Here is a 24296-nt window from a genome sequence, read left to right on the forward strand (position 1 = left end):
AGGGACGTGCTGGTCTTTGAGGGACGGACCTCCAGATTCCCGTCCACAGGAGAAAGGAATGCTATGGTATCAAGCTTCCCTCCTATAAAAATCATCAAAAGGGAGGTCCGTCCCTCAAAAAGCACACCAAAAAAAGCCGCCTTTTCAGACGACTTTCAGTTGCATCTTAGATTTGGTTGTCAGGCGTTTACCGTTTTCAGCAGTTCCTGGACGGTGTCCTGGTAGCTTTCCCAGATTTGTTTGCTTCGTCTGGAGATGCTGTTGGCGGAGACGTCGAAGTGCTCGGCCAGTTCTTTTTGAACGTGGCGGATGCTGATTTCGTCGATGTTCTTCGCCATGTCGACCATCGCGCCCGAGTAGATTTTCGGGTTGCGGATCGTCGGGCGTTCTGTGTAGAAGTATTTTTCCAATACGGCTACGAGCAGATCGCTTTCTTTTTTATTCTCCCCTTTTTCAGTAAGGAAGCTTTGCAATGCAGTGATCGCCTCCACGTACTCAGGGGTTTTCCAGATTTCGATGCCTTCCGTTCCGGCTTCTGTTTCTTCACCAGATTCAAGGACAGCATCCGCTTCTTCTGTTTGCTTAGCAGGTGCCGCGGCTTTCCCTGCCTTCTTCTTTTCGGCACTGTAAAGGACGAATCCTACATCTGCAAGTTCAAGGTACTGTCCTGATAGATAATCGTTCAGGTTCGTAAATTCACCTTGCTCGTAGCGGATCTTCACAAGTTCCATTGCGGCTTTCTCGATCACAGGATAAATGAAGTATTGAGCGAATGGCAGATACTTCTCACCGTTCGGCAGCAGTAATCCCAAGAAGAAGCTGTTCTCCTCAAGCTTACCGAATTTCTCGGTGACAACAAGTGTATCACCTGAGATTGCTTCCTGGACACGCAGCGTCTGATCGTCAATTTTCTCGACTGTACCAGCCGTCACACGGACATTCTTCCATGATTCAAGCACTGCTTTTGTCTGAGGACGGGTAACCGTACCCAGTTGCTTATCCACAAATCGCTCAATCAGGCGGACGCCTTCCCCATCCTTTTGAGTCGCACCGTACCAGCTGACAAACGCCATTTCATAAATATCCGGGTCTGCCTGCATCAGATCCATTTTCGTTAAGTAACGATGATAAGATTCTTCCATCTCGGCAGACTGAGCGGTTGCGATGAAATCATACAGCTGTGCCTGAAGCACATCCAATTCCTGATTTACCAACGCATCTATATTCACAGCATTTTCGCAGCATTTCTTATATTTTTTCCCACTGCCACAAGGACATGGTTCATTTCTTCCGACTGTACTCATGTTTGTATTTACCTCCAAATTCTCGAGTCCCGTACACAAACATTCATTATATAACATTTCAAGCGTTCGTTAAACTGTTTCAGGGCAAGAAAAAAGAACCAATCGATTTCCGACTGGTCCCATCACGGGCTATTACCCCTGATTTCTCATATAATCCAATACATCAAGATCGATATAATCCCCTTCCTGCTCACGCATTTCAAAGTTTTCCGTGTGCAGGTAGTCTTTTAGATTCTGATGAAGAGATTGATGTTCTTTCCCGTAGCCCAACCGGGTAAGTTCACGCTCCACATCGCCCCGGATTTCTCCTTCGAGCGCTACGACTCTATCAGACTTCGATGCTTGGAAATACAGCTGATGAAGATGAAAAAGCCGCTGCAACTCTTCAATCGGTGAAGCATGATCGTCCACCCTTAAGTCTATGTACCGGTCGTTGAAGCCGCCATAGCCACCATTTTCTTTTACAATTAAAAGGGCCGCAGACTGCATGCCCCGGGAATCCCCGCCAGCTTCCTGACCGGCAGCGAGGGCCCCCAACAGCCTTTCGGCAAGGGAACCGGCCGACGATTCGAAGCTTTCCGCCATCTTCTTAACCGTCTCCTGATTCACCAGAATATTCCCCTGGGCAGCGAAGTGCTTGCCCGTCTGTCCACCGGCCCAGTGATAGCAGCCTTCCCCCGTGAACGTAGCCGGGTTTCCACATGAATCAATCATCCCAACCTGCCGCAGCGGGCGGTCGGGATCGTCCTTTGTCACAATTTCAAGGGCCTCCTCGGCCGTCTTTCCCTGTTTCATCAACCGGAGTGCCTGCGGACCGTATGAAGTATTCGCGAACGATTGGGTCGCCACAGCCCCTACACCGGCCTTTGCAAACGGAACAACCGACCCTACACCGAGGAACTTGGACTGAACCGCGACCCCCCACTCTTTCTCTTCCGGATCATAGCCTACAATGGAATACGTCATGGTGAAGCCCTCCTTAAATTAACGCGTCAGGATTCAATCCTTTCAGCTCATCTACTACAAACAACCCGTCTTTCCGTATCAACACATCGTCAAAATAAATTTCCCCGCCGCCGTATTCAGGACGCTGGATGCAGACCATATCCCAGTGGACGCTGGAACGATTGCCGTTGTCAGCCTGCTCATACGCCTGTCCAGGTGTGAAGTGAAAGCTCCCGTTGATCTTTTCGTCAAATAAAATATCCAGCATCGGCTCATTGATCTTCGGATTTACCCCGAGGGCAAACTCCCCAATGAACCTCGCCCCTTCATCCGTATCCAAAATATCGTTCAATTCTTTCGTTTTATCCGCCGTCGCCTTCACAATTTTCCCATCTTCAAACGTCAGCGACACATGGTTGAACGTAAATCCACGGTACAATGTCGGCGTGTTATATGTAATCGTCCCGTTCACACTGTCCTTCACAGGAGCCGTGTACACTTCCCCGTCCGGGATATTCCGTTCACCAAAGCACATGACCGACGGAATATCCTTGATCGAAAACGTAAGGTCCGTCCCTTCACCGGTGATACGTACCTTGTCCGTCCTGTCCAACAGCTCTTTCAGCGGTTTCTGCGCCTCTTCCATCTGCTGATAGTTGACCGTACAAACGTCCAATACATAATCAAAAAACGTGTCGTTGCTCATCTTCGCTTTTTGGGCAAGTGATGGATTCGGATAGTTTAAAAGAACCCACTTTTTATTTTGAATCAAGTAATCATTGGACTCTTTCATATGAGGAATCAAAAGCTGCCACTGCTCAGCCGGTACCTCACTCATCTCCGCATCGTTGAGCTCACTTGAAATATGGATAAACGCGTCTATATCCTCGTATTGCTGCAAATTCCATTTATTTTTCAAAATCATCTGCTCTGGTTTCGCATGGGTAGCGACGATCCGTTGCAGTTCCATATCTCCGAACTCAAAATACGGAATGACTCCCATATCATAAGATTTTGCAACCAGTTCCTTTACAAGAGGCTTCGTTGAATACTCTCCAGTAATGAAAAGCTTCTCCCCTTCTTTCATCTTCAGTGAATGCGTCAGCAGCACTTCCGCCAGCTGTGTTAATCGTGGATCTCTCATTGTGGTTCCCCCTCTTTTTTGTCTACATTCACACTTCGACAAAAAATGGTAAAAACCTCCTTTATCAAAAAAAATCCTGCGGCCGCAATGACCGCAGGATCCTTCCTCTACGAGATTAATTCGTTTCAATCAAGCCGTACTTGCCATCACGTCGCTTGTATACGATATTCGTAGCGTTTGTTTCTGCATCTGTGAAAATAAAGAACGTATGACCAAGCATATTCATCTGAAGGATCGCTTCCTCGCTATCCATCGGCTTCAGATTGAACTGCTTCGTTCTTACTACTTCCGTATCGTCCTCTTCCTCCAGTTCAACGGCTGCTGCACCATTTGGAGAAACATGGTTCAGATCCTCCTGAGCCGCAAAGAACTCCTTCGGGCTGCCCTTTTCACGCATCTTGCGGTTCACCCGTGTCTTATGCTTGCGAATCTGACGCTCCAATTTATCCACTATAAGATCAATGGCCGCATACATATCCGTGTTCCGTTCCTCTGCACGAAGCACCAAATGCGGCATTGGAATAGTCACTTCAGTTTTCGTATTTTTATCAGGATACACTTTCAAATTAACATGTACATTTGCATCAGGAGTTTCATTAAAGTAACGGTCTAACTTGCCAATCTTCTTCTCCACGTGTTCGCGAATCGCTGGAGTTACCTCAATGTTCTCGCCTCGAATGTTGTAGTTCAACATGTAAACTCCTCCTTTTAAAAATAAAGCTATGTTTATCTATTCTCCATTCCCTTCACAATTCCTTCTTAAACTTTCTTAATTTTATGTCATTTTATCGTAAAGGTTGTAACATAGTGTCGAAAGTGTTGATGGAACAAGGATTGGAGAATATGAGAGTGGGGTGATGGATGCCGAATTCTTTGGTTCACCTTTCACTCTTTATAGTATTATTATCCCACTATTTTTGGTGTTTAGACGGTGGGAATTTGGAGGTTTTGTGGAGAGATTGGGGCGGTTTTGTGAATGGGGGGTTTTTGTTTGACGTTTATTTGTTTGTCAGTTGAATTTTGAGGGAGTTTGTCAGTTAAATAAAGGACAATATTCAACTGTCAAAATATCATCAAAGTTTAACAGTCAAATATCAAGCTAAATTCAACAGGCAAAATAAAAAACCCGCTGAACACCACATCCAGCAGGCACACCCCTCACTCATTAAATTGCTTCCACCTAATCTCCACATAAAACTTATAGTGACTTTTCGACCCACCATTCATAAAAGAGAGAATCTTTTTCGTATCAACATGCTTATTTTCCCTGTTTGAAATAAATGAACGATAACTCGACCACTGATAGTTTTGTGCTTCAGCAGTGATCCCAGCTTTCACTGGGTTCAGGTGAATATAACAGCTTGTATCGATCAGCTGCTTGTTATTGCGGATGATGACTGATTTAAAACGTCCTTGAAATAGATGCCCTTGGAAGCCATTTTTCTTATTAAAATAGCGGGCGTAACGGTAATGGATGTATTGAATGATTTTGCCTGGGGGAACATCGATGGTTTCTATGAGAAGGTGAATGTGGTTCGTCATGAGGCAATAAGAGTGGAGAATAAAGGGGAACTTGTCTTTGGCTAATTCAACGATTTCCAAATACTTAAGTCGATCGGCTTTGTTGCGGAAGATGGTGTATTTTCGGTTTCCTCTTGCGGTAATGTGATAGGTATATCCAGGGGACCATTCTCTTTTTGGGGCCATGTCAACATCCTTTCTAGTTTTGGTCTTTCTTTATTCGACATGGGTGGAGCGAATTCCTGCTTGTAGATGAGTTTGTCTGTTGAAATCACGTTGATATTTAACAGGTAAACTTTTGTGATTCTTTGTCTGTTAAAAAACCGCCCAAATTCAACAGACAAATTAATCACAAAATTCAACTGACAAACAAAAACCCCTAAACATCCACATCCCTCCTCCCAAACACCCATCCAGCCAAACCACCAAATCCGATCAAATACACCAGAATCACCACAACCGAAAACCCAAACGTCATTCCTTCGAACGGCGGCGAACTGAAGAAATACTGCTGCAAATCAGTATTAGCGAGCAGAAGATACCTTCCCCACTCCAAACCGCGTTCGTTCATCAGTATCAATAATGTCCCGGCAGAGAATGTCAAAAAAATGGTGGTACCGATCGCAAATGAACTGCTTCTGGTTACAGCCGACAGCGTAAAGGCAATCGAGCAGATGACGACCATTTCCAAAAACCTCAACACATAAGCCCCCGCAACGATAAAAAAGTTCACGTCCAGATCCAGGAAGCTATCATAAAACCACAGGGCACCAAGCAGGGCAGAAAATAAGAAATGACCGGCGGTGAACACAGTCGCAATGACTAACACGGTTAAATACTTGGAAAGTAGAATCTTCATTCGGTTAGCGGGGCGGATGAGCAACAGCTTAATCGTTCCTGCTGAAAATTCGCTGGAAACAATGTCCCCTGCAATGATCAGGCAGAAGATTTGAATGACGATCAGAAGGTTGGAGCTGATCCGCATGTATTCCCAAAAGGAAAAATGGATACCGTCGAAGAGCATGTAGACGAACAGGGATGCAACGGCATCTATGAATACGATGAGGCCAAGGGAAATCCACATGCGGGGGCGGGATATTTGTTTGATGAGTTCGTTGGTGATGAGATTGGTCATGTTTGTCCATCCGTTTCTAGAGATATTAGTCGGAGAGGAAACACAGTCCCTTTGACTTTCTACTATTATACCATGAGAGAATTTGACAAAAGAAAAAAGCCCCGGGATCCGGGACTTAATGCGTTAAAAATGGTTGGATTTCTTTTTCCATGCTCTCTTTCCATAGAGCGAAGGCAGGCGCCAGATTTTCCTGAACGATACTTTGTTTCATTGATAGATTGTCTAAATGTCCGTCGAGCTTCCATGCCTGATCGGTGACCGTATCAAAATCGCTCAGTGCTTTCTGAATCCCTTCGTGTCCTTCAAACATTTCTTTCAATAAGGGATTACTTTCTGAAATCTGTCCAATGGCCAAGAAGACATCTGAGAGTACTGTGTCCCCTTCTGTTTTGCTTAAATCCGCGAAGCTTGCTTCGACATATTTCAAGGCTTCCTCAATGGTGTCGAGCATGGCGACGTATTGGCTGACCAATTCGTATTGTTTTTCGTCGAGTTTCGTTGTCAAAGAATCACCTATTTCTTTTTATCGTAGAACATTCCATCATGTTGCAGGGATTCGTATGGGTTTGAGTATTTTTGAACAGAAGTTTTTTTCTTCGATAATCCGTTCATATCCCGTTTAATAACGAGGCGCAGTTGAGCAAGCTTCTGGTCGATTTCGCCGTTCCAGGCAACCATCTGCTTCCCAAGTTCCTGCTCCTCCTGAGTGTAAGGCGGCTTGAGGCTGTCAATTGCACTTTGTCTTTTTTCTAAAAGGGACTCTACTTCTTCAATCGTAGATTCCCTGTTCTCATCATTCACTTGATCCAATGCTGTTTTCAGCTGTTTCGTGATGGTGTAGCAAAGGAGAACGGAACTCATTATGCCTGTCCGCCCTGTCCTGCATGCTGCTTCTGGCGGTTCAGCTGAATGACTTGTTTCCACGTATCACGGAAATCCGTGATCAGCCCCTCTACTTCCTCTAAAATCGCCACATCGTTTTTAATATTGGCTTCTGTCAGGCGACGATTGATGTAGTCGTACAGTGACATGAGATTTTGTGACACTTCCACGTCGGTATTCAGTGTCACCATCAGTTCATTCACGATGGCTTGGGTTTTTTGGATGTTCGTATTTTTCAACTCAATGTTTTTATCTTCAATAGCTTTTTTGGCGATGTGGATAAATTTCAGGCTTCCGTTATAGAGCATAAGGGTCAGTTCACCCGGTGAAGCGGTGTTGACCGAGTTATTCTGGTATGCTGCATACGGGTTGTTGATGGCCATATTGACACTCCTTTAGTTATGTTTAGCCGCCGAATTGGTTCATGAGGTACATCGACTGCTGGTTCGCGCGCTGGATGGCTTTTTCCATGGCGGTGAATTGGCGCCAGTAGCGGTCTTCTACTTGGATCAGGCGATCTTCAAAACGATTCATCTGGCTGTCCATGTTGTTTAATAAACGCCCCAGTGTAAAGGTGTTGTTGGTACTTGAAGCTTTACCGGCTTTCTTCTCGATGCTGTCCATCGTGGTTTTCAATGTATCACGTAAACGGCGGGCGATTCCCTGTTCATTAGACGTGGAACCGTTTTTCGCGAAGATTTCATAAATCGCATTCGGATCTTTGGAGATTGCTTCTTTCAGCTTGCTTTCATCGATAATCAGCTTACCACGGTCAAGGTAGTTACTGGATGTTTTGATGCCGATTTGAGCCAGTTGGTCGAGGCCTGACGTACCTCCGGAGACTGGTGTGTACATGTCTGTCCGCATCTTGTTCAAACCAGACGTCAGGACAGAATCATTTCTCAGCGTCCCACTGCGGGATTTTTCTTCCCATAGTTCTATTTCCTTTTCTTCCATCGACTCTTTCTGCTCTGCAGTCAATGGTTGGAAGTCACGGTATTTCTTTTCGTTTACTTCGCCGTTTACTTTTTCGATGAGCTTATTGTATTCGTCGACGAATTTTACGATTTTTTCAAGGATTTTGTCGGTGTCGGGTTTAGATGCAAAGGTTACATTCGTATTGGATGCATTTTTAAGGGAAATCTCAAATCCATTAATATTGAAAGTGTTTGATGAACGCTCAGTGGCCATCCCGTTGTATGTAAACTTGGCATTTTCTCCAATTGAACCTCGTGTATTTGTCACAGCGATATCATTATTCGCATCCAATTTCAGATGTGTGGTGAATAGATCACCCTGCAACTCAATTTCAGCACCGCTGTCGTTACTCCCGGTGTTTTTGCTCATGACCGACATTTGCTTCGTTTGCTGGTCATAGAACATCGTTACCCCTGTTTGAGAATTGATTTTAGAGATTAAACTTTCCAAAGTTTCGTCTTCAGCCTTGAACTTGATTTCAGTGAAATCCGCTGCCATCGTTCCGTCCGCTTTAATCGCTTTGACCTTGATGCTTTGTTCACCAGTCAGTCCAAATGAAGCACTCAACTTCTTTTTCGAATCAAATGCCCCACCGTCTGCCTGGGTGATAGGGGTGCTGTACATGGTAGCTGCCGTGGCTAATTTCTCAACTTTTAAAGTGCCAGTAAAATCAGTGGTAGCGTTAATATTCTTAATGGTCACTTCATTCGGGTTCGAAACCGAGACTGTCTTCTGCGTATACGTCCCCTGCTTCATCACCCCGTCAAAAATAAGATTACTGAAATCAAACATCATCTTATTCATGTCACGGTAATCATCACGCTGCCACTCGAGGTACTGTTTCTTCTGTTCCAGCTTATTTAAAGGAATCCGTTCCGCCTTCATCAAGTCTTTAATAATCTGATCTGTGTCCATACCACTGGCAAGGCCACCAATTCGCATATCAGCCATATGTATCTCCTTTCGTTAAACCTTCTTATCAACAAGTAAACCAACAAACTCCGTCATCGCAGCATGCATGTCGAGAACCTTTTTTGCTGGTATTTCCTTCACTATTTCATCTGTACGATTGTCCACAATCGTTACATAGTATTCTTTTAATTTATCATGAAATTCAAATTTGAGGTGGGTATTAGAACCAGATAAAAACTCATTCATGCCCTGGACGACTTCTTCCATTTTTTCTTTCGTGACAGGTTCCTTTGGTGTTTGTTCATGGTGTCGTTCCTGTGCTTGAATACGCTTCACTTCTTCATTCGTTTGGTTCTCTAATCTAGTAAATGATTGTACTGCTGGTATAGTGCCCGTCACTTTTTCAATCATCGTTTGATCCTCCTGAGGGTTATATGGGTTATATCGGTGGTTGGTGGGGAAAGTTTAGTTTAGTACAGAAGAAATAAGGTTGTTTGGGCTATTCAATAGCAATTAACTAATTCGCACAATAAAAAACAATTTTTTCAATAAGGTAATAGATTACAATCGATATTCTCAAAATGAAAGAAATTGGTACATAAATAAGATGATCCACATTAAAAACGAATAAGTCCAAGAAATATATATTGCCATGGAACCCCGCGGTGGATTTCCTTGCAAGACTTCGCTTCCTCCCAGGAGTCTTCGACTTGCAATCCTATCAACAGCTGGGACCAACTCTATAAATTGAGAGTGCTTTAAAAATAAAAAATCCGAACGCATTCGATTTCCATCAAAGAAATTCAAATGTTCGTTCGGATTTTCATTTACCTTGCAGACTTTATCCCAGCCTCATCTTATAAAAATATTACTATTAACGAAGTAATTGTAATACTCCTTGTGGCTGTTGATTTGCTTGAGCTAACATAGCTTGAGCTGCTTGAGAAAGAATACCATTCTTAGTAGATTCCATCATCTCTTTAGCCATATCAACGTCTCTGATGCGTGACTCTGCTGCTGTTAAATTTTCAGAAGATGTGCTAAGGTTATTGATTGTGTGCTCAAGACGATTCTGTACAGAACCAAGGCTAGAACGTTGAGCAGACACCTTTTGAATGGCTGAATCGATTACTTTTATTGAAGAACTAGCTTGACCTGCACTACCTACTTTAAGGTCTTTCACTCCAAGAGCTGAAGCACTCATGTCTTTAATTGCAAGTTGGATACTTTGACCAGTGTTAGCGCCAATTTGGAATGATGCAGAACCATCAGAATGATCTTTTGTAGCTTGAGTTGTTTCACCAAAGCTAGAAAGTGCACTTGATGCTCCACTACGAACATTTCCTGCAGAATCTTTTACGCTTACTGTGAATCCGTGAACTGCTCCTGCATCACCAGTACCTGTAGCAGTAATTTCGATCTCACCATTAGCTCCGATAGCTGCGGCTCCAAAATCTCCTGCTGCTACGATATCAGCAATAGTAGAAGCACCTGTTAAAGAAACGGTTTTAGTTTCGCCATTTTTCACATAAGATACTTCGATAGAATCAGTCGCTTGAATACCTAAACTATTTCCATCTTTATCAGTTAATGTATCAAGAACTTCTGTTGCTGCTGCGATTGCTGCTCCTCCAGCACCCTTAAGTGATGAGTTACTGTTAACGTTAGCTCCAGCAGTTGTTGATTTATCCATTGAACCATCGATAAGGTTTTTCGTATTGAATTGAGTAGTTCCCGCAATACGGTCAATTTCTTTTCCTAATTGATCCATTTCATCTTGAATATTTTTGCGGTCTTCAGCAGTGTTCGTGTCATTTGAAGCTTGAGTTGCTAACTCACGTTGTCGTTGAAGAATTGAATGCGTTTCAGATAAAGCTCCCTCTGCTGTCTGTACAAGTGATATTGCATCCTGTGAGTTACGTGTCGCTTGATCTAAACCACGAATCTGCCCACGCATTTTTTCAGAGATAGCAAGACCTGCTGCATCGTCTCCTGCTTTGTTTATGCGAAGACCAGAAGATAATTTCTCCATAGATTTAGATTGAGCACCAGAAGCACTATTTAGTTTGTTGTAAGTATTAAGAGCTGCAATATTATGATTAATTCTCATTACAAAGTTTCCTCCTTGAAAGTAAGCCCACATCCATGTGAACTATATCATTTTTAGTTTGCAAGAAGTCTCAAAGGTCGGCCGCCCTTCTCCTCATTGCTTACAATACTATTATCGGTCGTTTAGAGTAGTATTTAATAGTTTAAGAAAAATAATTAATCATTTTTTGTCAAAACATTAAATAGATTGTCTATGCCTTTCGAAGCTTCGGTATTTTCTTCCTGAATAGAAAGGTAGACTTCTTTTCGATGGATATCGACATTCTTTGGTGCATTGATGCCCAATTTTACTTGGTCCCCTTTAACAGAAATGACTGTTAGCTCAATTTCATCCCCAATCTGAATACTTTCTCCCGGTTTCCTCGTCAGTACTAACATCCCCTCACCCCTTCTTTCCTGCAGGTTGCGCAAAGATCAGGTGCTTGGTTTGGTAGTCTGTATTGGTTAAGATGACTTGTTTTCCCTTACGATTTGCTAGATTAATAATGATAGGGGCTTGCAGGTTTGCAGTAGATTCTTGCAGGGTTTCACGGATAGTAAGAATAGAGAGAACCTGAACTTCTTTTTCTGAAGGACTTCCAAGAGACTCTACACTAGCCTGGTCAAGTTCAAAATCATATTCCTTAATAAAGACAAATGGATTTGTTACGACAAACCCAAGTTGAGGGGTTTGGACCGATTGCAAGATATGAAACCACTCATTTTCCGGAAGAGGCAACAAGATAAACTGCTTTTCTTCTCCAAACCCTGGGATCCCGTAACCAAATGTCAGAATCTCTTCTGGTTTGACTTCTATTTCACCATGATACTTTGTATTGATTTTCATCTACTTCACTCCTTCATTCTATATTTCTTGTTCATAGTTGATCCCAACATGTTTTAAGTTCGCTAAATCAACTTGCAAATCTGCATATCGCTTCAAACTGACATCCACTTTGGCTGGAGTATACTGTATCTCGGGCTTTTGCGGACGAGAGTGATTCACCACTTTTTGCGGTTCAATATTCACTTTGACACTGCCGGGATCATAGCTGATTTTGACGCTTCCTGCAGAAGGAACCCAGCCTATATTAAAGTCGTAGATAGGATCCTCACTGTTCCGTTTCGCCTGCTCAGCAATAGCACCATCTCCCTTTTCAATCATCATCAGTTCATCCCCGTCCTGTGAGACCCGGGCAAGTCCCGATAACCAATCTTCATACCCCTGTCTAGAGTATTCTTCTATCCTCCGGCGAACTGATTTCAAATCCATGTCAGCCCTGGCCTCTGTCTGATCGATGGTCAATTGGGAAGGCTTCCGCTCAATTTCCATCTTCGCCTGGGGCTGCTGGATATCCAGCTCTGCGGCTGGCTGTTCCATCTCCATCTTTCCGGGGGTTGTACGAATGTCAATCGCTCCGGACGTTGATTGCAATCTTATTTGTGGAACGTTCATGCCCTTTCACCTCCATACAAAAAGGGACTGACCCCAAGGTGACAAAACACCTTAAAGGGTCAGTCCCCTTGCTTTATCGTAAGAAATCCATTAATGTCGGTTGAATGATCCTTGCTCCCACTCCAAGCGCGGCACGATGTACGCTTTCTTGGATTTTCAAGTCTGTGATGACACGTTCAATATCGGCATCCTCGTTGTCCGAAAGGATGCGGTTCGTTGTTACTTCCTGTCGGGACAGTCGGTCGTCTACCATCTCCAGGCGATTGTATCTTGCCCCAAGTTCAGAGCGTTCTGCAGATAATGTGTTCATGACGCTGTCCAAATTTTCAAGTTCTGTATCAAGGGGAGAAATACCACCTGATTCCAAAGCCTTTTGAATATTGTGGACCGTATCAAAAAGTTTCTGATTAAATACATTATTTGGGTTAACATTAACTTTTAAGGAAACACCTTGAGACACTTCAATCGGATAAGAATCAATTGCCCCACTTCCTAAATTATCAGCAACCCTTGGAGCACTACCATCTGCAGGATTACCATCCTTGATCGGGGAATTTCCAACGTCCGTTCCATGAAAAATATATCTTCCCGCTACCTTCGTTTCAGCGACGCTAACCAGATCTTGTTTGATTTGTTCGATTTCCGTTGCAATAGCTTTTCGATCTTCATCACTTAATGATCCATTCTTACCTTGAATGGTCAATTCACGAACACGCTGTAACCCTTGATTCGCTTGCTCGATTCCCGTCTCAGAGTTCTCCATCCACAAATAAAGCTCTGATAGATTCCGCTTATACTGCTCAATCCCGGTCAGATTCGAACGGTAAAACATCCCCTTCATCGCAACGACGGGATCATCAGAAGGCTTTGTAATCTTCTTCCCTGTCGCCAATTGATCCTGCAGCTGACCCATCCGTCCATAAGAGGAGCTGAGGTTTCTCATTGAGTTATTCGTTAACATACTTTGTGTTACGCGCATTTGGCATTCACCTCACTATCTTCCAACGGTACCCATACCGTTGATGATTTTATCGAGCATTTCATCCTGCAGTGTGATCATTCGGGCAGAAGCGTTGTACGCATGCTGGAATTTGATCATGTCAGTCATTTCTTCGTCTAGGGAAACTCCGCTTACAGACATGCGGCGTTCATCTACTGCAGACCTTAGTACATTCGAGTTGCTTGCAAGTCTGACAGATTCTTGGGATTCCACTGCCATCCTCCCAATGACGGATTCGAAGTGGCTTTGGAACGAAGCTTCTTTTTCACCGTAAGGTAATGCTGTTGTCGTGATGATGTCAGCCAGTGCCTGTACATTTGATGCGTCACCAAGTGTTGGGTTACTCGCACCCGCCGTGGCGATCCTATCGAGATTGCTTAGTTCATCGGCAATTTGAATACGCTGGGCAAATCCTTCTTTCGTGACACCATTCAAATCTGATGATGCGTTTTTTGAATCCTGGAAGAACTTTGGTGTATCCGGGGTGAAGTTATCAGGATCAAAGTTTGGATCATTCATCTGTTCCGGTGTGACACCCTTTTGATGCTGTTCATTGAATGCCTTCGCAAATTCATACGCCATGCTGTCCAGTTCATCCAGCATACTGATGTAGGATCCTTCTGCTTCACCGGCTGTATTTTTATAACCGTATGTATCGACAAGGGCTCTCAGTTTCCCTTCACCTTGCGATAAAAAGTCTTTAATATCGAGGGTTTGCTTTCCAATCGTCACTGAATCGACTGAGTTTTGTGGTCCTTGATAGGAAAGTTTGAGTTCGTTTGCCCCGCTTCTGCCCACCAGGTTCACAGCAAGATTGCCGTCTTTTCCGACTAATGTGACAGTTACAGCACCTTCAGCGACCGGTGAAGATGCCCCTCCGTTCGATTGGTAGCTCGTTTGGATCGATACATGCTTGGACAACTCATCGATTAAGCGATCACGTTCGTCGTACAAGTCATTGGGCAGATAGCCGTGTGGTTCTACATCTGCTATTTGTTTATTGACGTTGTCGATCTGCCGCGTCAGTGAGTTGATTTGCTTTTCACTGACAGACAATTCATTTTTCAAATCGTTCCGCACACTTGTCAAGGATGAGGATAAGTAATTAAACGTTTCGGCAACGGCGATACCACGCTGGCGGACAACGGAGCGGGCGCCTGAGTTGGACGGGTTGACGGCCAGATCCTGAAGGGACTGCCAGAACATATCCATCGTTTTTGACAAGCCTGAATCAGACGGTTCGTTCATGACTTCTTCCATCTTCTTCATCGCTTCCATCTTGGTTTCCCAGTAGCCAAGCTTCTGGTTTTCACCTCTATACTGCATGTCGAGGAAGGAGTCCCGGACGCGCTGAATCGAACCGGCGTCTACTCCGGTTCCGATTTGACCGGGGATTTGCGGGCGGTTCATGGCCGGGGCAGGATACGGTTCTGTTTGTTCAAAGTTGACCCGTTGGCGGGTGTATCCAGGGGTATTTGCATTGGAGATATTGTGGCCGGTCGTATAAAGGGCTCCCTGCTGGGTGTACATCCCCCGCTTCGCCGTTTCCAGGCCCATAAAAGTGGATCGCATGGTGTTGCCTCCGTTTCAAAATTTTGAGTGCTATGCTTTCGAATCGAACATGGATCGTCCGCCTGGTGATTTTCTTTCACCGTTGGGACGGGAATAGGTTGATTGTTCGGGCTGTGGCTGCATAATCGACAGATTCATATTTACGAATTGAAGGGATTGATAGACGAGTTTTTGATTCAGCTCATTTCTCACCTTCAAATCGTCAATCATGCCAATCAGTTTCTGCTGCCAGTTAGCAAGTGATTCTTGTTCTTCCTGCGTACTATGCTCGATACACTGTGAGATCGTCGGGGTTCCGTTCATGGAGATACCCCGTAATTGGAGATACTGGGCGGCTTCACGCTGCCGCTCTGCTTCGACCGTATTGATGGCAGCCAGATGCTTTTGCTCTTCCTTCAATACCCGATCGAGCTCAATCATTTCCCCTTTTTTAATCACATCCGTTTTATTCACAGAAAGGTCGAACAAACTTTTGTGCAGCTTATACAGTTTTTCAAGATTGGTTAACAGATTGGTGGCTGACATGTTTGTTCGCTCCTTATGTTAATTTCCGCTGTAAAAATTCTTCAAGCCTTTTGCGATGGCTTTAGGATCGATCGTATAGTTTCCGTTCTGCACCTGATTTTTCAGTGACTCCACTTTAGCCTGACGCTCCTTGCCAAGCCTCGACACTTCCTGCATTTCTTTTGCCGCAGAAGAAATTTCAATCTTATCCGATGCAGTTTTGCCAGTCTTTCCGGCCTGATCCACTTTGTTGGTAAAATTGCGTTGATAAGGATTAATCTTTTGACTGCCGATATTGTTAATCTTCATCAGTTTCGCCTCACTTTCATCACGTCCATCGTTTCTACCTAGTATATCGGATGAGACCGTCATTTGTTTAGTGGAAGACCCTGGTTAGTTCTTCCTGATTTGGTTTAAATGGAACTAGTCCTTATCTCTCATCGTATAATACGTTCTTTGATGGGATTCCCTTGATTTATTTTTCCATTCCTGATCGTTTTCGAACTGTTTCAGATCATTTGCAAGTTCTGTGGAGCAGTCACTGCAAATCCGCCCCGTCCCAATAATCTTCCCGCATTTATCACAAGGATAACCCATATTCGGAAATTGTCTCGTCTGGATACGGCCTTTTTTCACCCATTTATATAGAAGTTCCTCGTCTACCCCCGTCACTTCAATGACTCGGTCCATAGTTGCGGCACGGTTATCCCGCTTTTTCAAAAATTGGTAGACCGTCTCATACATCGCTTCTTCTTCTCTAAAACATTTGTCGCACACATCGCGGAATTTATTTCTCATAAAAATACCGTTGCAGCTTGGACAATTGATAATTTCTGACATGTTTCTTTCCTCCCGGTGAATCTTCTCTTTCCCTTTATATCGGCAGGAAAGGAGATTGCTTTAACCTCGGGCAAGGGTCAGGGATGACACCTGATCGGCACCAGCTTCCCTCAATCGTTTCGCCGCCTGCCTGAGCGTCGTCCCCGTCGTATAAATATCATCAAACAGAAGAATCGCTGCACCCGAAAGATCCACATTCCCCAACTGAAAAAACTGCTCCTGCTGAAGCCGCTCCCTCCGCGTCTTCTTCGACTGCTTCTCCGAATGCGTCCTCGTCAACAGGTGCGAGGGACGGACCTCTGCTTCTTCCAGGAGAACGGTTGACTGATTGAAACCTCTTTCGTAGAGTCGCTGATCACTTAGTGGGATCGGGGTGATATGGTCATACTTCTGTTTATTAAGGTAAGAAGAAATGACAGATAAAAATGCTTGTCCCAAAATATAGTCCCCTCTATATTTATATCTCGCCAAATACTCCTTCAGGAAGTCATTGTACTGATATAGAGAATGATTTTCTGTAAGGATGCCCTTCCATGAAGGATCACTTTCCCACCGGTCACAGTCCAGACATACGTCCCCACTACAAAGTTCAGGTGCTAAATCTGCCAGCGATCTGGAGCAGACACGGCATCGAGTTCCTTTTATTATCATCAGCCCCCTTTCACATTCACTGCATAGAAACTGAGGCTCCCGGTAAAACAAACCTCTCCAGGTCATCACCTCCACCAGGTCTCCTTCACAATACAAACAGTTAGCGTTCATGAAGCAGCCCCCGTTTCCTTGCTTCTTTGTTCATGTTATCTATGTGAAGCAGGGACCGGACCATTTCACCGGTACGCCCGTAATGGAAAAAGACGATATCACCCTGTGGATGGTCTGCACTTCTCCCCACCCTTCCGGCGATCTGGACCAGGGCACTTTCCGTGAAAATCTTTTCCTCCGCCCCAAGGACTGCGACATCGATATTCGGTATCGTCACGCCCCGTTCTAAAATGGTTGTCGTCAACAAAATTGGAATGTCTCCATTCCGCATACTCATGACCTTCTCTTTCCTCTCGGGATCTTCAGAATGGACCGATTCTATCAGTGGATTCATTTCTTGGAATAAGGGTAGGGATTTCTCCATCAGCTCGACCGTTGGGAAGAAAATCAACGCCTGTTTGGAATGCAGGAGTTTTAATGCCGTCCATTTTTTTAAAGGAGTTGGAATGCGGTTTTTCTGAAGTGATTTCTTCCATAGACCACACCATAGGAATTTTGGCAGGGGAATGGGATGCCGGTGGTAGCGGGCCGGGATTTGGATGAAGGGTCGCTGCTCTTTTGCGCATTGCCGCTGGGTTACCCGATCAGGGGTGGCAGTCAGGTAAATGGTTGAGGACTGGGCTTTTCGTGCTTTTTCCACGGCCCATTTCAAAGAAGGGTCATAGGAATAGGGGAAGGCATCGACTTCATCGATGATCATGACGTCAAAGGCGTCCTGATATCTATAGAGCTGGTGGGTGGTGGAAAGGACGAGTTGTCCGTAGGTATGTCGGTCTTCAGATCCACCATATTGGGTGGTAATCGGGGTGTCTGGGAACACCTTTTTGAGTCGTGGAGACAGCTCGAGAATGACATCGGTCCTTGGTGCGGCGAGACACACCCGCTTGTTGTCGAGAAGAGCTTCGTAGATTCCCTCGAATAGCACCTCGGTTTTCCCGGCGCCGCATACCGCCCATACGAGGAGGTCTTTTCCATCATTCACGGCAGAAACCATTTGTTTTGAAGCGTTTTGCTGCGCATCCGACAAGGTACCTGTCCAATTGAAGATTCGTGGGATCTCAGCTGTTGGGGACGGACCTAGCCAATTCAGCAACGGCGTACATTCAGACACCCGCCCCATCATGATGCACTTCCGGCAGTAGGTACACGTCTGATGGCACCTGGCACAATGAAAAGAAGCAAACAAATGGGGTTTATCATTTCCGCAGCGGTGGCACTTCCCTTCCTGTATTCCTTTTTCATAGGAGATGTAGCCATGTTGATAATGCTCCTGAAGGGTATTAAGTGAAAACGGGAGCTCTTCTAATAGTAAGGATCGTCCAGAGAGGAAGGATTGCAGGTCAGGTGAAAAAGGGAAGGTTGGATTGAGGGGTTGAGGAGATGTGGCATGGAAATCCGAGATTCTTTGCAATGGATGGGAGTTTTCTTTTAAAAGGGGCTCGGGAATCAACATTTGATCGATGAAGGCAAAGCGCAAGCGCATCACTCCTTGTGTTGGATAAGGAATCATTCGACATAAGAGGAGGGAATTCCTGCTGATTAATTGGTTAGGGTGGATAAATCGTTTTAGGTATGTGTTTTTGAAGTGAAGAAGGCAGCAGCGATTTTTCGACAAAGAGATCATATATTGAGAGAGGCCGCTCATATATGAAAATCGGAGCTCAAATATTTCCAAAAGGGATCATATATTTAAAAAAGAGATCATAAGTTCGGGAAACCGGCTCATATATCGGCTGGAGGGAGAATTTCTTGACGTTTTGGGGTTCCTCTGAACTTAAAAGTGTCTTCATTTTCAGCTTTTCAGGAAAAATCAGACCTGATCCGTCCAAAAAACGACTAATAATGAAAGAAAAGAGTCTGATCCACGATCAAACCCTTATTTGTCAAAACCTTTTTTTATTAAAATCAACGATACGGTGGCCACGATTCTGACATCTTCCTAAAACGAAAATCTGTCCCGCATGATATCAAGAAGTTTCTCTTCTCCAATGTCTGCTGAAAACATTGAACCCACTAACGCAAGTTCAAATTTTTACAGATGTAAAACCCCAGCGCAGCACCCTCCTATCGACTCACCTTCCGAGCCCATCCCATCCCCATCGAGCCTTCCCCTAAATGGGTACCGATGACAGGACCGAAATAGCTCACGTTGAACTCAACATTCGGGTATTTCTCCTCCAGTTCATTTTTCCACGCAATGGCGTCTTCTTCTCGGTTTGCGTGAATGATGGATGCCTGGAATGCTTCCCCTGATTTCACTGCTTCTCCAAGTAAATCCTCCACTCGCTTCAGTGCTTTTTTCCGCGTGCGGATTTTTTCAAACGGTACGATCACTTTGTCTGCAAAGTGCAGCAGTGGTTTTACTTGCAACAGGCTTCCGATGATGGCCTGTGCCTGTGATAATCTGCCTCCCCTTTGGAGGTGGGCGAGGTCATCTACCATGAAGTAGGCTTGGACGGTTTGTTTCATTTCATTTAAAAGCGTAATGATTTCTTGAGCGGTCTTGCCTTGACGGCTGAGTTTTGACGCTTCCAGAGCATAGAATCCTTGGATCATGCAGCTGATTTCCGAGTCGTAAGGATAGACGTCGATTCCTTCAACCATTTCCCCTGCCTGGACGGCTCCATGGTAGGTTCCGCTGATTCCGCTCGACAGGTGGATGGAGATGACGGCGTCGTATTCCTTTGAAAGTTCTTGGAATAACTCAACGAATTGGCCGACCGGCGGCTGTGAAGTGGTTGGCAGCTTCTCTTGGATGCTGACTTCTTCGTAAAATTCGTTTGCCGTAATATCAACTTCTTCCCGGTACGTTTCTCCTCCGAAGATGACGCTGAGAGGAATCATATGTATGTTGAGTTGATCACGCAATTCTTTCGGGATGTAGGCGGTACTATCCGTGACAATTGCCGTTTTCATAGAGAATTACCATCCTTATTTTTTATTTTTAGAGAGTCTGGACGAGCCCTCTCAATCAATTGTATATACTAAGCTATGTATCTTATCTATTTTATATGAATCTGTTATTTTTTGCATTAGATTCAAAGTAAAAAGATCCACTGACATTCAGCGGATCCCGGGTTGATCATTTTTTTACATATTTCTTTAATTCTTCCGTAATCGAATTCTTCAGAACTGGGTCCTGTTCAAATTTGATTCCGTACTGATATTGATCCAATCCTTTTCTTTTCTGCCACTGGATGGCTCCGACGGCAAGGATCTGGGTGAATTCTTCATCAAGCTGAAAGTCTACCTGCAGGGTGACCTCCTGGTCTATGGGGATATTCAATCGGGACTGAATCCTGCACCCTTGAGGGCTGAGGTCGACAATTTCCCCTTTGGCGGTTTTGGATTGAATTGATTTCTCTCCGATCCCAATAATGGTAAACGAACAGGGGACCGGCTGGGAAAATGTAAAACGGTAGGATTCATCTCTTCTATATTTCATGGCACATCTCCTCTCGCAGAGTTGAGAATGATTATTCAATATAAGCGCAAGGATGAACCCTCTTTCTAAGCCGTTCCTACTATGGAGGATTATCCATTCTTATATGCTCATTATAGCAAATGGAAGGATTTGTGGTAGTGATAAATTCAATTAAACGTTTGTTTAGGGTGTTCAGCTGATGATATATAAGGGTTTTCGCGTCTTAATCAAACGTTTGTTTAAACTTTCTTCCTCTTTAAATGACGACGCCTTCTCCAAGAATATCAGGAATTTGAAGAAGCTCGAACACGTCCTGTACGTCTTTTTGGACATGGGAGATGGTGACGTCGGTTCCTGCCTCCCCAAGGGTTTGGACCATATCGAGCAGCAAACCGATGCCCGATGAATCGACAAAGGGCACCTGTTCAAAGTTTATGAGCACACTTTTATATTTTCCCATGAGGGGAAGGAGTTGTTCCCCGATCACCTCGGTGCTGTCGATGTCTAAGTCTCCTTCGAATGTCACTTCTAGACGTTCATTTTCTTCTTTTGTTGAAAAATGGATCATGTATGATTCCTCCACAACTTAATTTAGTAAAAGTTTGCCGTCCGGGTTGAGGTGGGCATGAATCTGGTAAGTTGTTTGATCGAAAATATGTCTGATTTGCCCGATCTTGATAATCGTTCCTTCCATTACTTTCTTGATGGCGATCGTTTGATTAGAAGGGACCGTAATCAGCGTCGGGGTACCGCTTACCGCTCCGGCTTCATTGATTTCCACTCCACATTCACCGTATACTTCTCCCCCACGGACAACACCGCTGACTTTCAACTTTCCGCTTGAGTGCATCTTTGTATTGATGACCCCTTTTCCCAACACGAGGATGTTTCCACTGCAATAAATTTTGCTATTGAGTGCATTTGGGATTGTGATATACGCATGTTGTTCTGCCGGGGTGATGCTCAGTTCATGAAGTGCTTTCATTTTCATGGATAATTCCTTTATTTTATCCAGGGAAGTGACATCGTTCGTTAAAGATAAGAAGAAATGGGTCAATTCCCCTCCAACCAGACTCCAGTCATCGTCGGCGAGCAATACGCCGCCATTTCTGACCAGCTCTACATATTTCTTCACCTGTGAAGGAAAGTCCATAAATTTCTTCTCCAACAGTATACGGATCAACGGCTGCAGGCCGCCCCTTGAGAAGTCACTTGATTTAAATGCCGGGGACAGGGTGAGCTGATGGATGAACGCAGTGATTTTATCAACATCACGGTAGATATTTCCGATTAGTTGACCCAATTCTGCGATTAAAAGATTATTCTTTCCAGAGGTCAAATCGGAACTGATGATGTTACCGAACGTGACAATGGCGCCAGATGAGCGGAGCGTAGCATTGTTGACGGTTTTATGGACGGTGAGATCCCCTTCTGTTTCCACAGTCATCCCATCTTCCACTTCACCCGTAACTTCCACATCACCTTTGAAACGTATATTACCCGACGTCAGGTTTACATTTCCTTGATGAACAAGCTTTGGAAGAACGGCGAGTTTCACCAGCTTTCCCCGGATTTCCACATGAGGGCGCCCTGCTTCAACGGCTATTACTTTATCTCCAGCCAAGCTGACGCCATTTCCTGCCCTGAGGACAATCGGATGGGTCTGTTTGGCCGGAAGCGGTTCATTGGTGACGGTATAGCCCATCTTTCCTGGCACAGGAGGATGAATAGCGGCAATGACTTGTCCCCTTTCTGCAGAAGGAAAGGACTTTGTTTCCCTAAAATCGACACGTCCATCCTCTGTTTGTTGCGGGCCGCCCGTCCCATCTTCCACGTCGATCATTAGTTCAATCCAGCCGTCTTTTCCTGGCTGGGGCTTGATCCCTTCTGCAATGACGAATGTGCCCTCTTCCTCTGTTTCTGTCGCTTTTATCATTTGATCCTGATGGAACCCGTGAATCACCCGGAGCGCTTCCAGTTCAGTCATAAGATCGGCGTATTGCAAAGTATTTTTAACTTGTTTAGTTTCTTTCGCTGCCAATGTGATGTGTTCTGCCGGCTCAGTATCCTGAATGCTTCTGGTGATTTTGTAACCGGGTTGGACTTTGACTTCGACTTTTAGTTTATGGGTATCCATAGTAACAGACCACTTGGTTTCTTTTTCTTCACCTTTTACTTTCACTTCAAAGTGATCGCCTTCAGAGACAATGATGGTTTTTTCCTTCATCAATACGTCATTTCGATATAATTCTATCCCTTCTCCGATTGTGACCATCGGAAAATAGTCCGGGGAGTGGACAAATTGAATCTCCCCATCCTTCACCCACACCTTACCGGCAAGAGAAGCAGGGGCTGGCTCCGGATCTGAAACATACTCTTCTTTATGTTCCTCTTCGTCTATATATCTCTCAAATGCGTCAAAAAGATCGGGGCTGGCAGCACGGTGATTACTTGCAGACGTTTCTCTTTCCAGCTTCGTTAATTTCACAACCGCCTGCTTCCCCCTTATTCCCATAAAACCTCTGGATTCCTGTTGAAGGATTTCAATATCTACCTCCTTCTTTGTGGCATCCAACAGTTGAAGACCGATGGTAATTGCTTCGTTAACATCTCTGCCCTTTGAAACAACCTTTGGCATATCAATCATCCTCCCACCTTATATATTTAGAACAGGTGCATTCAAACTAGAGATATTGGATGTTTCCTCTGTGACTTTCAGAATCACCATGGTAATGTCATCTTTTTGCGGAGCTCCCTCGGTAAAGTGTTGAATCGAGTCCATGACGCATTTTTCCAAGTCTCCGACAGCCCTATGCTGGTTATTGGAGAGGGTCTCTACTAACCGTTCGAGCTTGTATTGTTCCTTTTGCTCATTTTGCGCCTCCACGATCCCGTCTGTATAGAAAAAGATCGTGTCATTTTCATTGAGCTTGATCGTTTCTTCCTGGTATACCTGGTTCGGAAGCCCACCCACCATGATGCCGTTTGTTTTCGGCAGACCTGTTACTTCCTTCGTCTTTCCATTCACCCGGAGAGGGATGTTATGGCCGGCATTTGCGTATGTGAGTATTCCTGTATCCGGATCCCAGTCAGCACAGAATAAAGTGACAAATGACTTCAGCGCCCTCAAATCTTTGTATATCGCTTGATTCATTGCGTTCAGGTTATCGCCTGGACCCTGCGTACTTTCAGCAGCACTCCTGAAAGCACCCCTGGTTAAAATCATAAGCATGGCGGCAGGGATGCCCTTTCCCATCACATCGCCTATCACGATGCGGATCTTTCCATTCATCAACGGGTAAAAGTCGTAATAGTCGCCGCCTATGAGCCGTGCAGGGAGAGAGGATCCAACGACTTCCCCACCTTGAAACGACGGTATTTCCCCATTCAAGAGGGTGGACTGAATGTTCCTCGCCAGATTGATTTCACGCTGTAAGCTTCTCTCTTCTGTGCTTTCATTTTCTTTCTCGTGAGGTACCGAGAGTCGATTTCTATACAATTAGATGACCTCCCCTTGCAAGGCATCCAAAATCTGATACAAGCCCACGATTTCAAATACTTGATGCGTCATTTCGTTCACGCCTTGAAGCTGAAGCTTGAAGTGTTTTTCATTCGACAAGTAGATGGCATTCATGATGGAACCGATTCCGGTTGAATCAATGAACGTCAATCCGCTGAAATCGAACACCAAAGCATTCACGTCTTCCAGATCCTCGAGGTACGGCTCAATGGAACCTGTCGTAGAGATATCAAGAATCCCGTGAAGTTCCAAAATGAGTGTCTTACCCTTCCATTCTTTTTTCACCATCAACTCTTCCATATGCATCGC

28 protein-coding genes are annotated in these 24296 nt (G+C 44.7%); all 28 read right to left on the bottom strand.

The genetic code is table 11. From position 1 onward, the window contains the following. Positions 1-179 precede the first annotated feature (179 nt). Positions 180-1304 carry a YecA family protein gene (locus tag KH172YL63_RS19280; protein ID WP_197747082.1) on the bottom strand — a complete coding sequence of 375 codons (1125 nt, stop codon included), beginning with the start codon at positions 1302-1304 and terminating at the stop codon, positions 180-182. Positions 1305-1436: 132 nt separating this feature from the next. Further along, positions 1437-2270, bottom strand: coding sequence for a DUF1028 domain-containing protein (locus KH172YL63_RS19285; protein WP_173107616.1), 834 nt, complete (start codon positions 2268-2270; stop codon positions 1437-1439). Between the two features lie 13 nt (positions 2271-2283). Beyond that, the gene (locus tag KH172YL63_RS19290; protein ID WP_173107617.1) at positions 2284-3393 is read right to left on the bottom strand and encodes an aminopeptidase; all 1110 of its coding nucleotides are present in this window, start codon (positions 3391-3393) and stop codon (positions 2284-2286) included. Between the two features lie 115 nt (positions 3394-3508). Continuing rightward, the gene (gene hpf / locus KH172YL63_RS19295; RefSeq protein ID WP_098351949.1) at positions 3509-4087 is read right to left on the bottom strand and encodes a ribosome hibernation-promoting factor, HPF/YfiA family; all 579 of its coding nucleotides are present in this window, start codon (positions 4085-4087) and stop codon (positions 3509-3511) included. Positions 4088-4551: 464 nt separating this feature from the next. Next, positions 4552-5100 carry a transposase gene (locus tag KH172YL63_RS19300; RefSeq protein ID WP_173107618.1) on the bottom strand — a complete coding sequence of 183 codons (549 nt, stop codon included), beginning with the start codon at positions 5098-5100 and terminating at the stop codon, positions 4552-4554. A 193-nt stretch (positions 5101-5293) separates the two neighbouring features. After that, on the bottom strand, positions 5294-6049 hold the full coding sequence (locus tag KH172YL63_RS19305; RefSeq protein WP_173107619.1) for an ABC transporter permease: 756 nt from the start codon (positions 6047-6049) through the stop codon (positions 5294-5296). Positions 6050-6164: 115 nt separating this feature from the next. Then, positions 6165-6554: a DUF8042 domain-containing protein gene (locus KH172YL63_RS19310; RefSeq protein ID WP_173107620.1), complete on the bottom strand. Its 390-nt coding sequence runs from the start codon at positions 6552-6554 to the stop codon at positions 6165-6167. Between the two features lie 8 nt (positions 6555-6562). Further along, the gene (locus KH172YL63_RS19315; protein ID WP_173107621.1) at positions 6563-6910 is read right to left on the bottom strand and encodes a flagellar protein FliT; all 348 of its coding nucleotides are present in this window, start codon (positions 6908-6910) and stop codon (positions 6563-6565) included. Next, on the bottom strand, positions 6910-7314 hold the full coding sequence (gene fliS, locus KH172YL63_RS19320; protein WP_173107622.1) for a flagellar export chaperone FliS: 405 nt from the start codon (positions 7312-7314) through the stop codon (positions 6910-6912). Before fliS ends, KH172YL63_RS19315 begins: the two co-directional genes overlap by 1 nt. Before the next feature lie 22 nt (positions 7315-7336). Beyond that, positions 7337-8860, bottom strand: coding sequence for a flagellar hook-associated protein 2 (locus KH172YL63_RS19325; RefSeq protein ID WP_173107623.1), 1524 nt, complete (start codon positions 8858-8860; stop codon positions 7337-7339). Between the two features lie 15 nt (positions 8861-8875). Next, positions 8876-9232 (bottom strand): flagellar protein FlaG, encoded by a 357-nt coding sequence (flaG, locus tag KH172YL63_RS19330; protein WP_173107624.1) that lies wholly within the window; start codon positions 9230-9232, stop codon positions 8876-8878. A 463-nt stretch (positions 9233-9695) separates the two neighbouring features. After that, a complete protein-coding gene (locus tag KH172YL63_RS19335) occupies positions 9696-10931 on the bottom strand; it encodes a flagellin N-terminal helical domain-containing protein (protein WP_173107625.1) in 1236 nt (411 codons plus the stop codon). Positions 10932-11086: 155 nt separating this feature from the next. Next, positions 11087-11308: a carbon storage regulator CsrA gene (gene csrA / locus KH172YL63_RS19340; protein WP_173107626.1), complete on the bottom strand. Its 222-nt coding sequence runs from the start codon at positions 11306-11308 to the stop codon at positions 11087-11089. A gap of 4 nt (positions 11309-11312) precedes the next feature. Continuing rightward, on the bottom strand, positions 11313-11756 hold the full coding sequence (gene fliW, locus KH172YL63_RS19345; protein ID WP_173107627.1) for a flagellar assembly protein FliW: 444 nt from the start codon (positions 11754-11756) through the stop codon (positions 11313-11315). An 18-nt stretch (positions 11757-11774) separates the two neighbouring features. Then, complete coding sequence (locus tag KH172YL63_RS19350) at positions 11775-12365, bottom strand: DUF6470 family protein (protein WP_173107628.1); 591 nt, start codon at positions 12363-12365, stop codon at positions 11775-11777. A gap of 73 nt (positions 12366-12438) precedes the next feature. Continuing rightward, complete coding sequence (gene flgL / locus KH172YL63_RS19355; RefSeq protein ID WP_173107629.1) at positions 12439-13344, bottom strand: flagellar hook-associated protein FlgL; 906 nt, start codon at positions 13342-13344, stop codon at positions 12439-12441. Positions 13345-13359: 15 nt separating this feature from the next. Further along, a complete protein-coding gene (gene flgK, locus KH172YL63_RS19360; protein WP_173107630.1) occupies positions 13360-14937 on the bottom strand; it encodes a flagellar hook-associated protein FlgK in 1578 nt (525 codons plus the stop codon). Between the two features lie 30 nt (positions 14938-14967). After that, positions 14968-15462: a flagellar protein FlgN gene (locus KH172YL63_RS19365; protein ID WP_173107631.1), complete on the bottom strand. Its 495-nt coding sequence runs from the start codon at positions 15460-15462 to the stop codon at positions 14968-14970. An 18-nt stretch (positions 15463-15480) separates the two neighbouring features. Continuing rightward, positions 15481-15750, bottom strand: coding sequence for a flagellar biosynthesis anti-sigma factor FlgM (gene flgM / locus KH172YL63_RS19370; protein WP_173107632.1), 270 nt, complete (start codon positions 15748-15750; stop codon positions 15481-15483). 114 nt (positions 15751-15864) lie between these two features. Beyond that, entirely contained in the window at positions 15865-16281 is a 417-nt protein-coding gene (locus KH172YL63_RS19375; protein ID WP_173107633.1) for a TIGR03826 family flagellar region protein, read from the bottom strand. A gap of 60 nt (positions 16282-16341) precedes the next feature. Further along, a complete protein-coding gene (locus tag KH172YL63_RS19380) occupies positions 16342-17043 on the bottom strand; it encodes a ComF family protein (protein ID WP_173107634.1) in 702 nt (233 codons plus the stop codon). After that, complete coding sequence (locus KH172YL63_RS19385; RefSeq protein WP_442858743.1) at positions 17033-18520, bottom strand: ATP-dependent helicase ComFA; 1488 nt, start codon at positions 18518-18520, stop codon at positions 17033-17035. Before KH172YL63_RS19385 ends, KH172YL63_RS19380 begins: the two co-directional genes overlap by 11 nt. Before the next feature lie 587 nt (positions 18521-19107). Further along, on the bottom strand, positions 19108-19959 hold the full coding sequence (locus KH172YL63_RS19390) for a DegV family protein (protein WP_173107635.1): 852 nt from the start codon (positions 19957-19959) through the stop codon (positions 19108-19110). 166 nt (positions 19960-20125) lie between these two features. Next, positions 20126-20488 carry a PilZ domain-containing protein gene (locus tag KH172YL63_RS19395; protein ID WP_173107636.1) on the bottom strand — a complete coding sequence of 121 codons (363 nt, stop codon included), beginning with the start codon at positions 20486-20488 and terminating at the stop codon, positions 20126-20128. A 235-nt stretch (positions 20489-20723) separates the two neighbouring features. Continuing rightward, positions 20724-21035, bottom strand: a complete 312-nt coding sequence (locus tag KH172YL63_RS19400; RefSeq protein ID WP_173107637.1) for an STAS domain-containing protein — start codon at positions 21033-21035, stop codon at positions 20724-20726. Between the two features lie 18 nt (positions 21036-21053). Next, positions 21054-23105: a flagellar assembly protein A gene (locus tag KH172YL63_RS19405; RefSeq protein ID WP_173107638.1), complete on the bottom strand. Its 2052-nt coding sequence runs from the start codon at positions 23103-23105 to the stop codon at positions 21054-21056. An 18-nt stretch (positions 23106-23123) separates the two neighbouring features. After that, positions 23124-23966, bottom strand: a complete 843-nt coding sequence (locus KH172YL63_RS19410; protein ID WP_173107639.1) for a PP2C family protein-serine/threonine phosphatase — start codon at positions 23964-23966, stop codon at positions 23124-23126. Continuing rightward, complete coding sequence (locus tag KH172YL63_RS19415) at positions 23967-24287, bottom strand: STAS domain-containing protein (RefSeq protein WP_173107640.1); 321 nt, start codon at positions 24285-24287, stop codon at positions 23967-23969. Positions 24288-24296 lie beyond the last annotated feature (9 nt).

This window comes from Bacillus sp. KH172YL63 (assembly GCF_011398925.1).
GTDB lineage: Bacteria > Bacillota > Bacilli > Bacillales > Bacillaceae_B > Rossellomorea.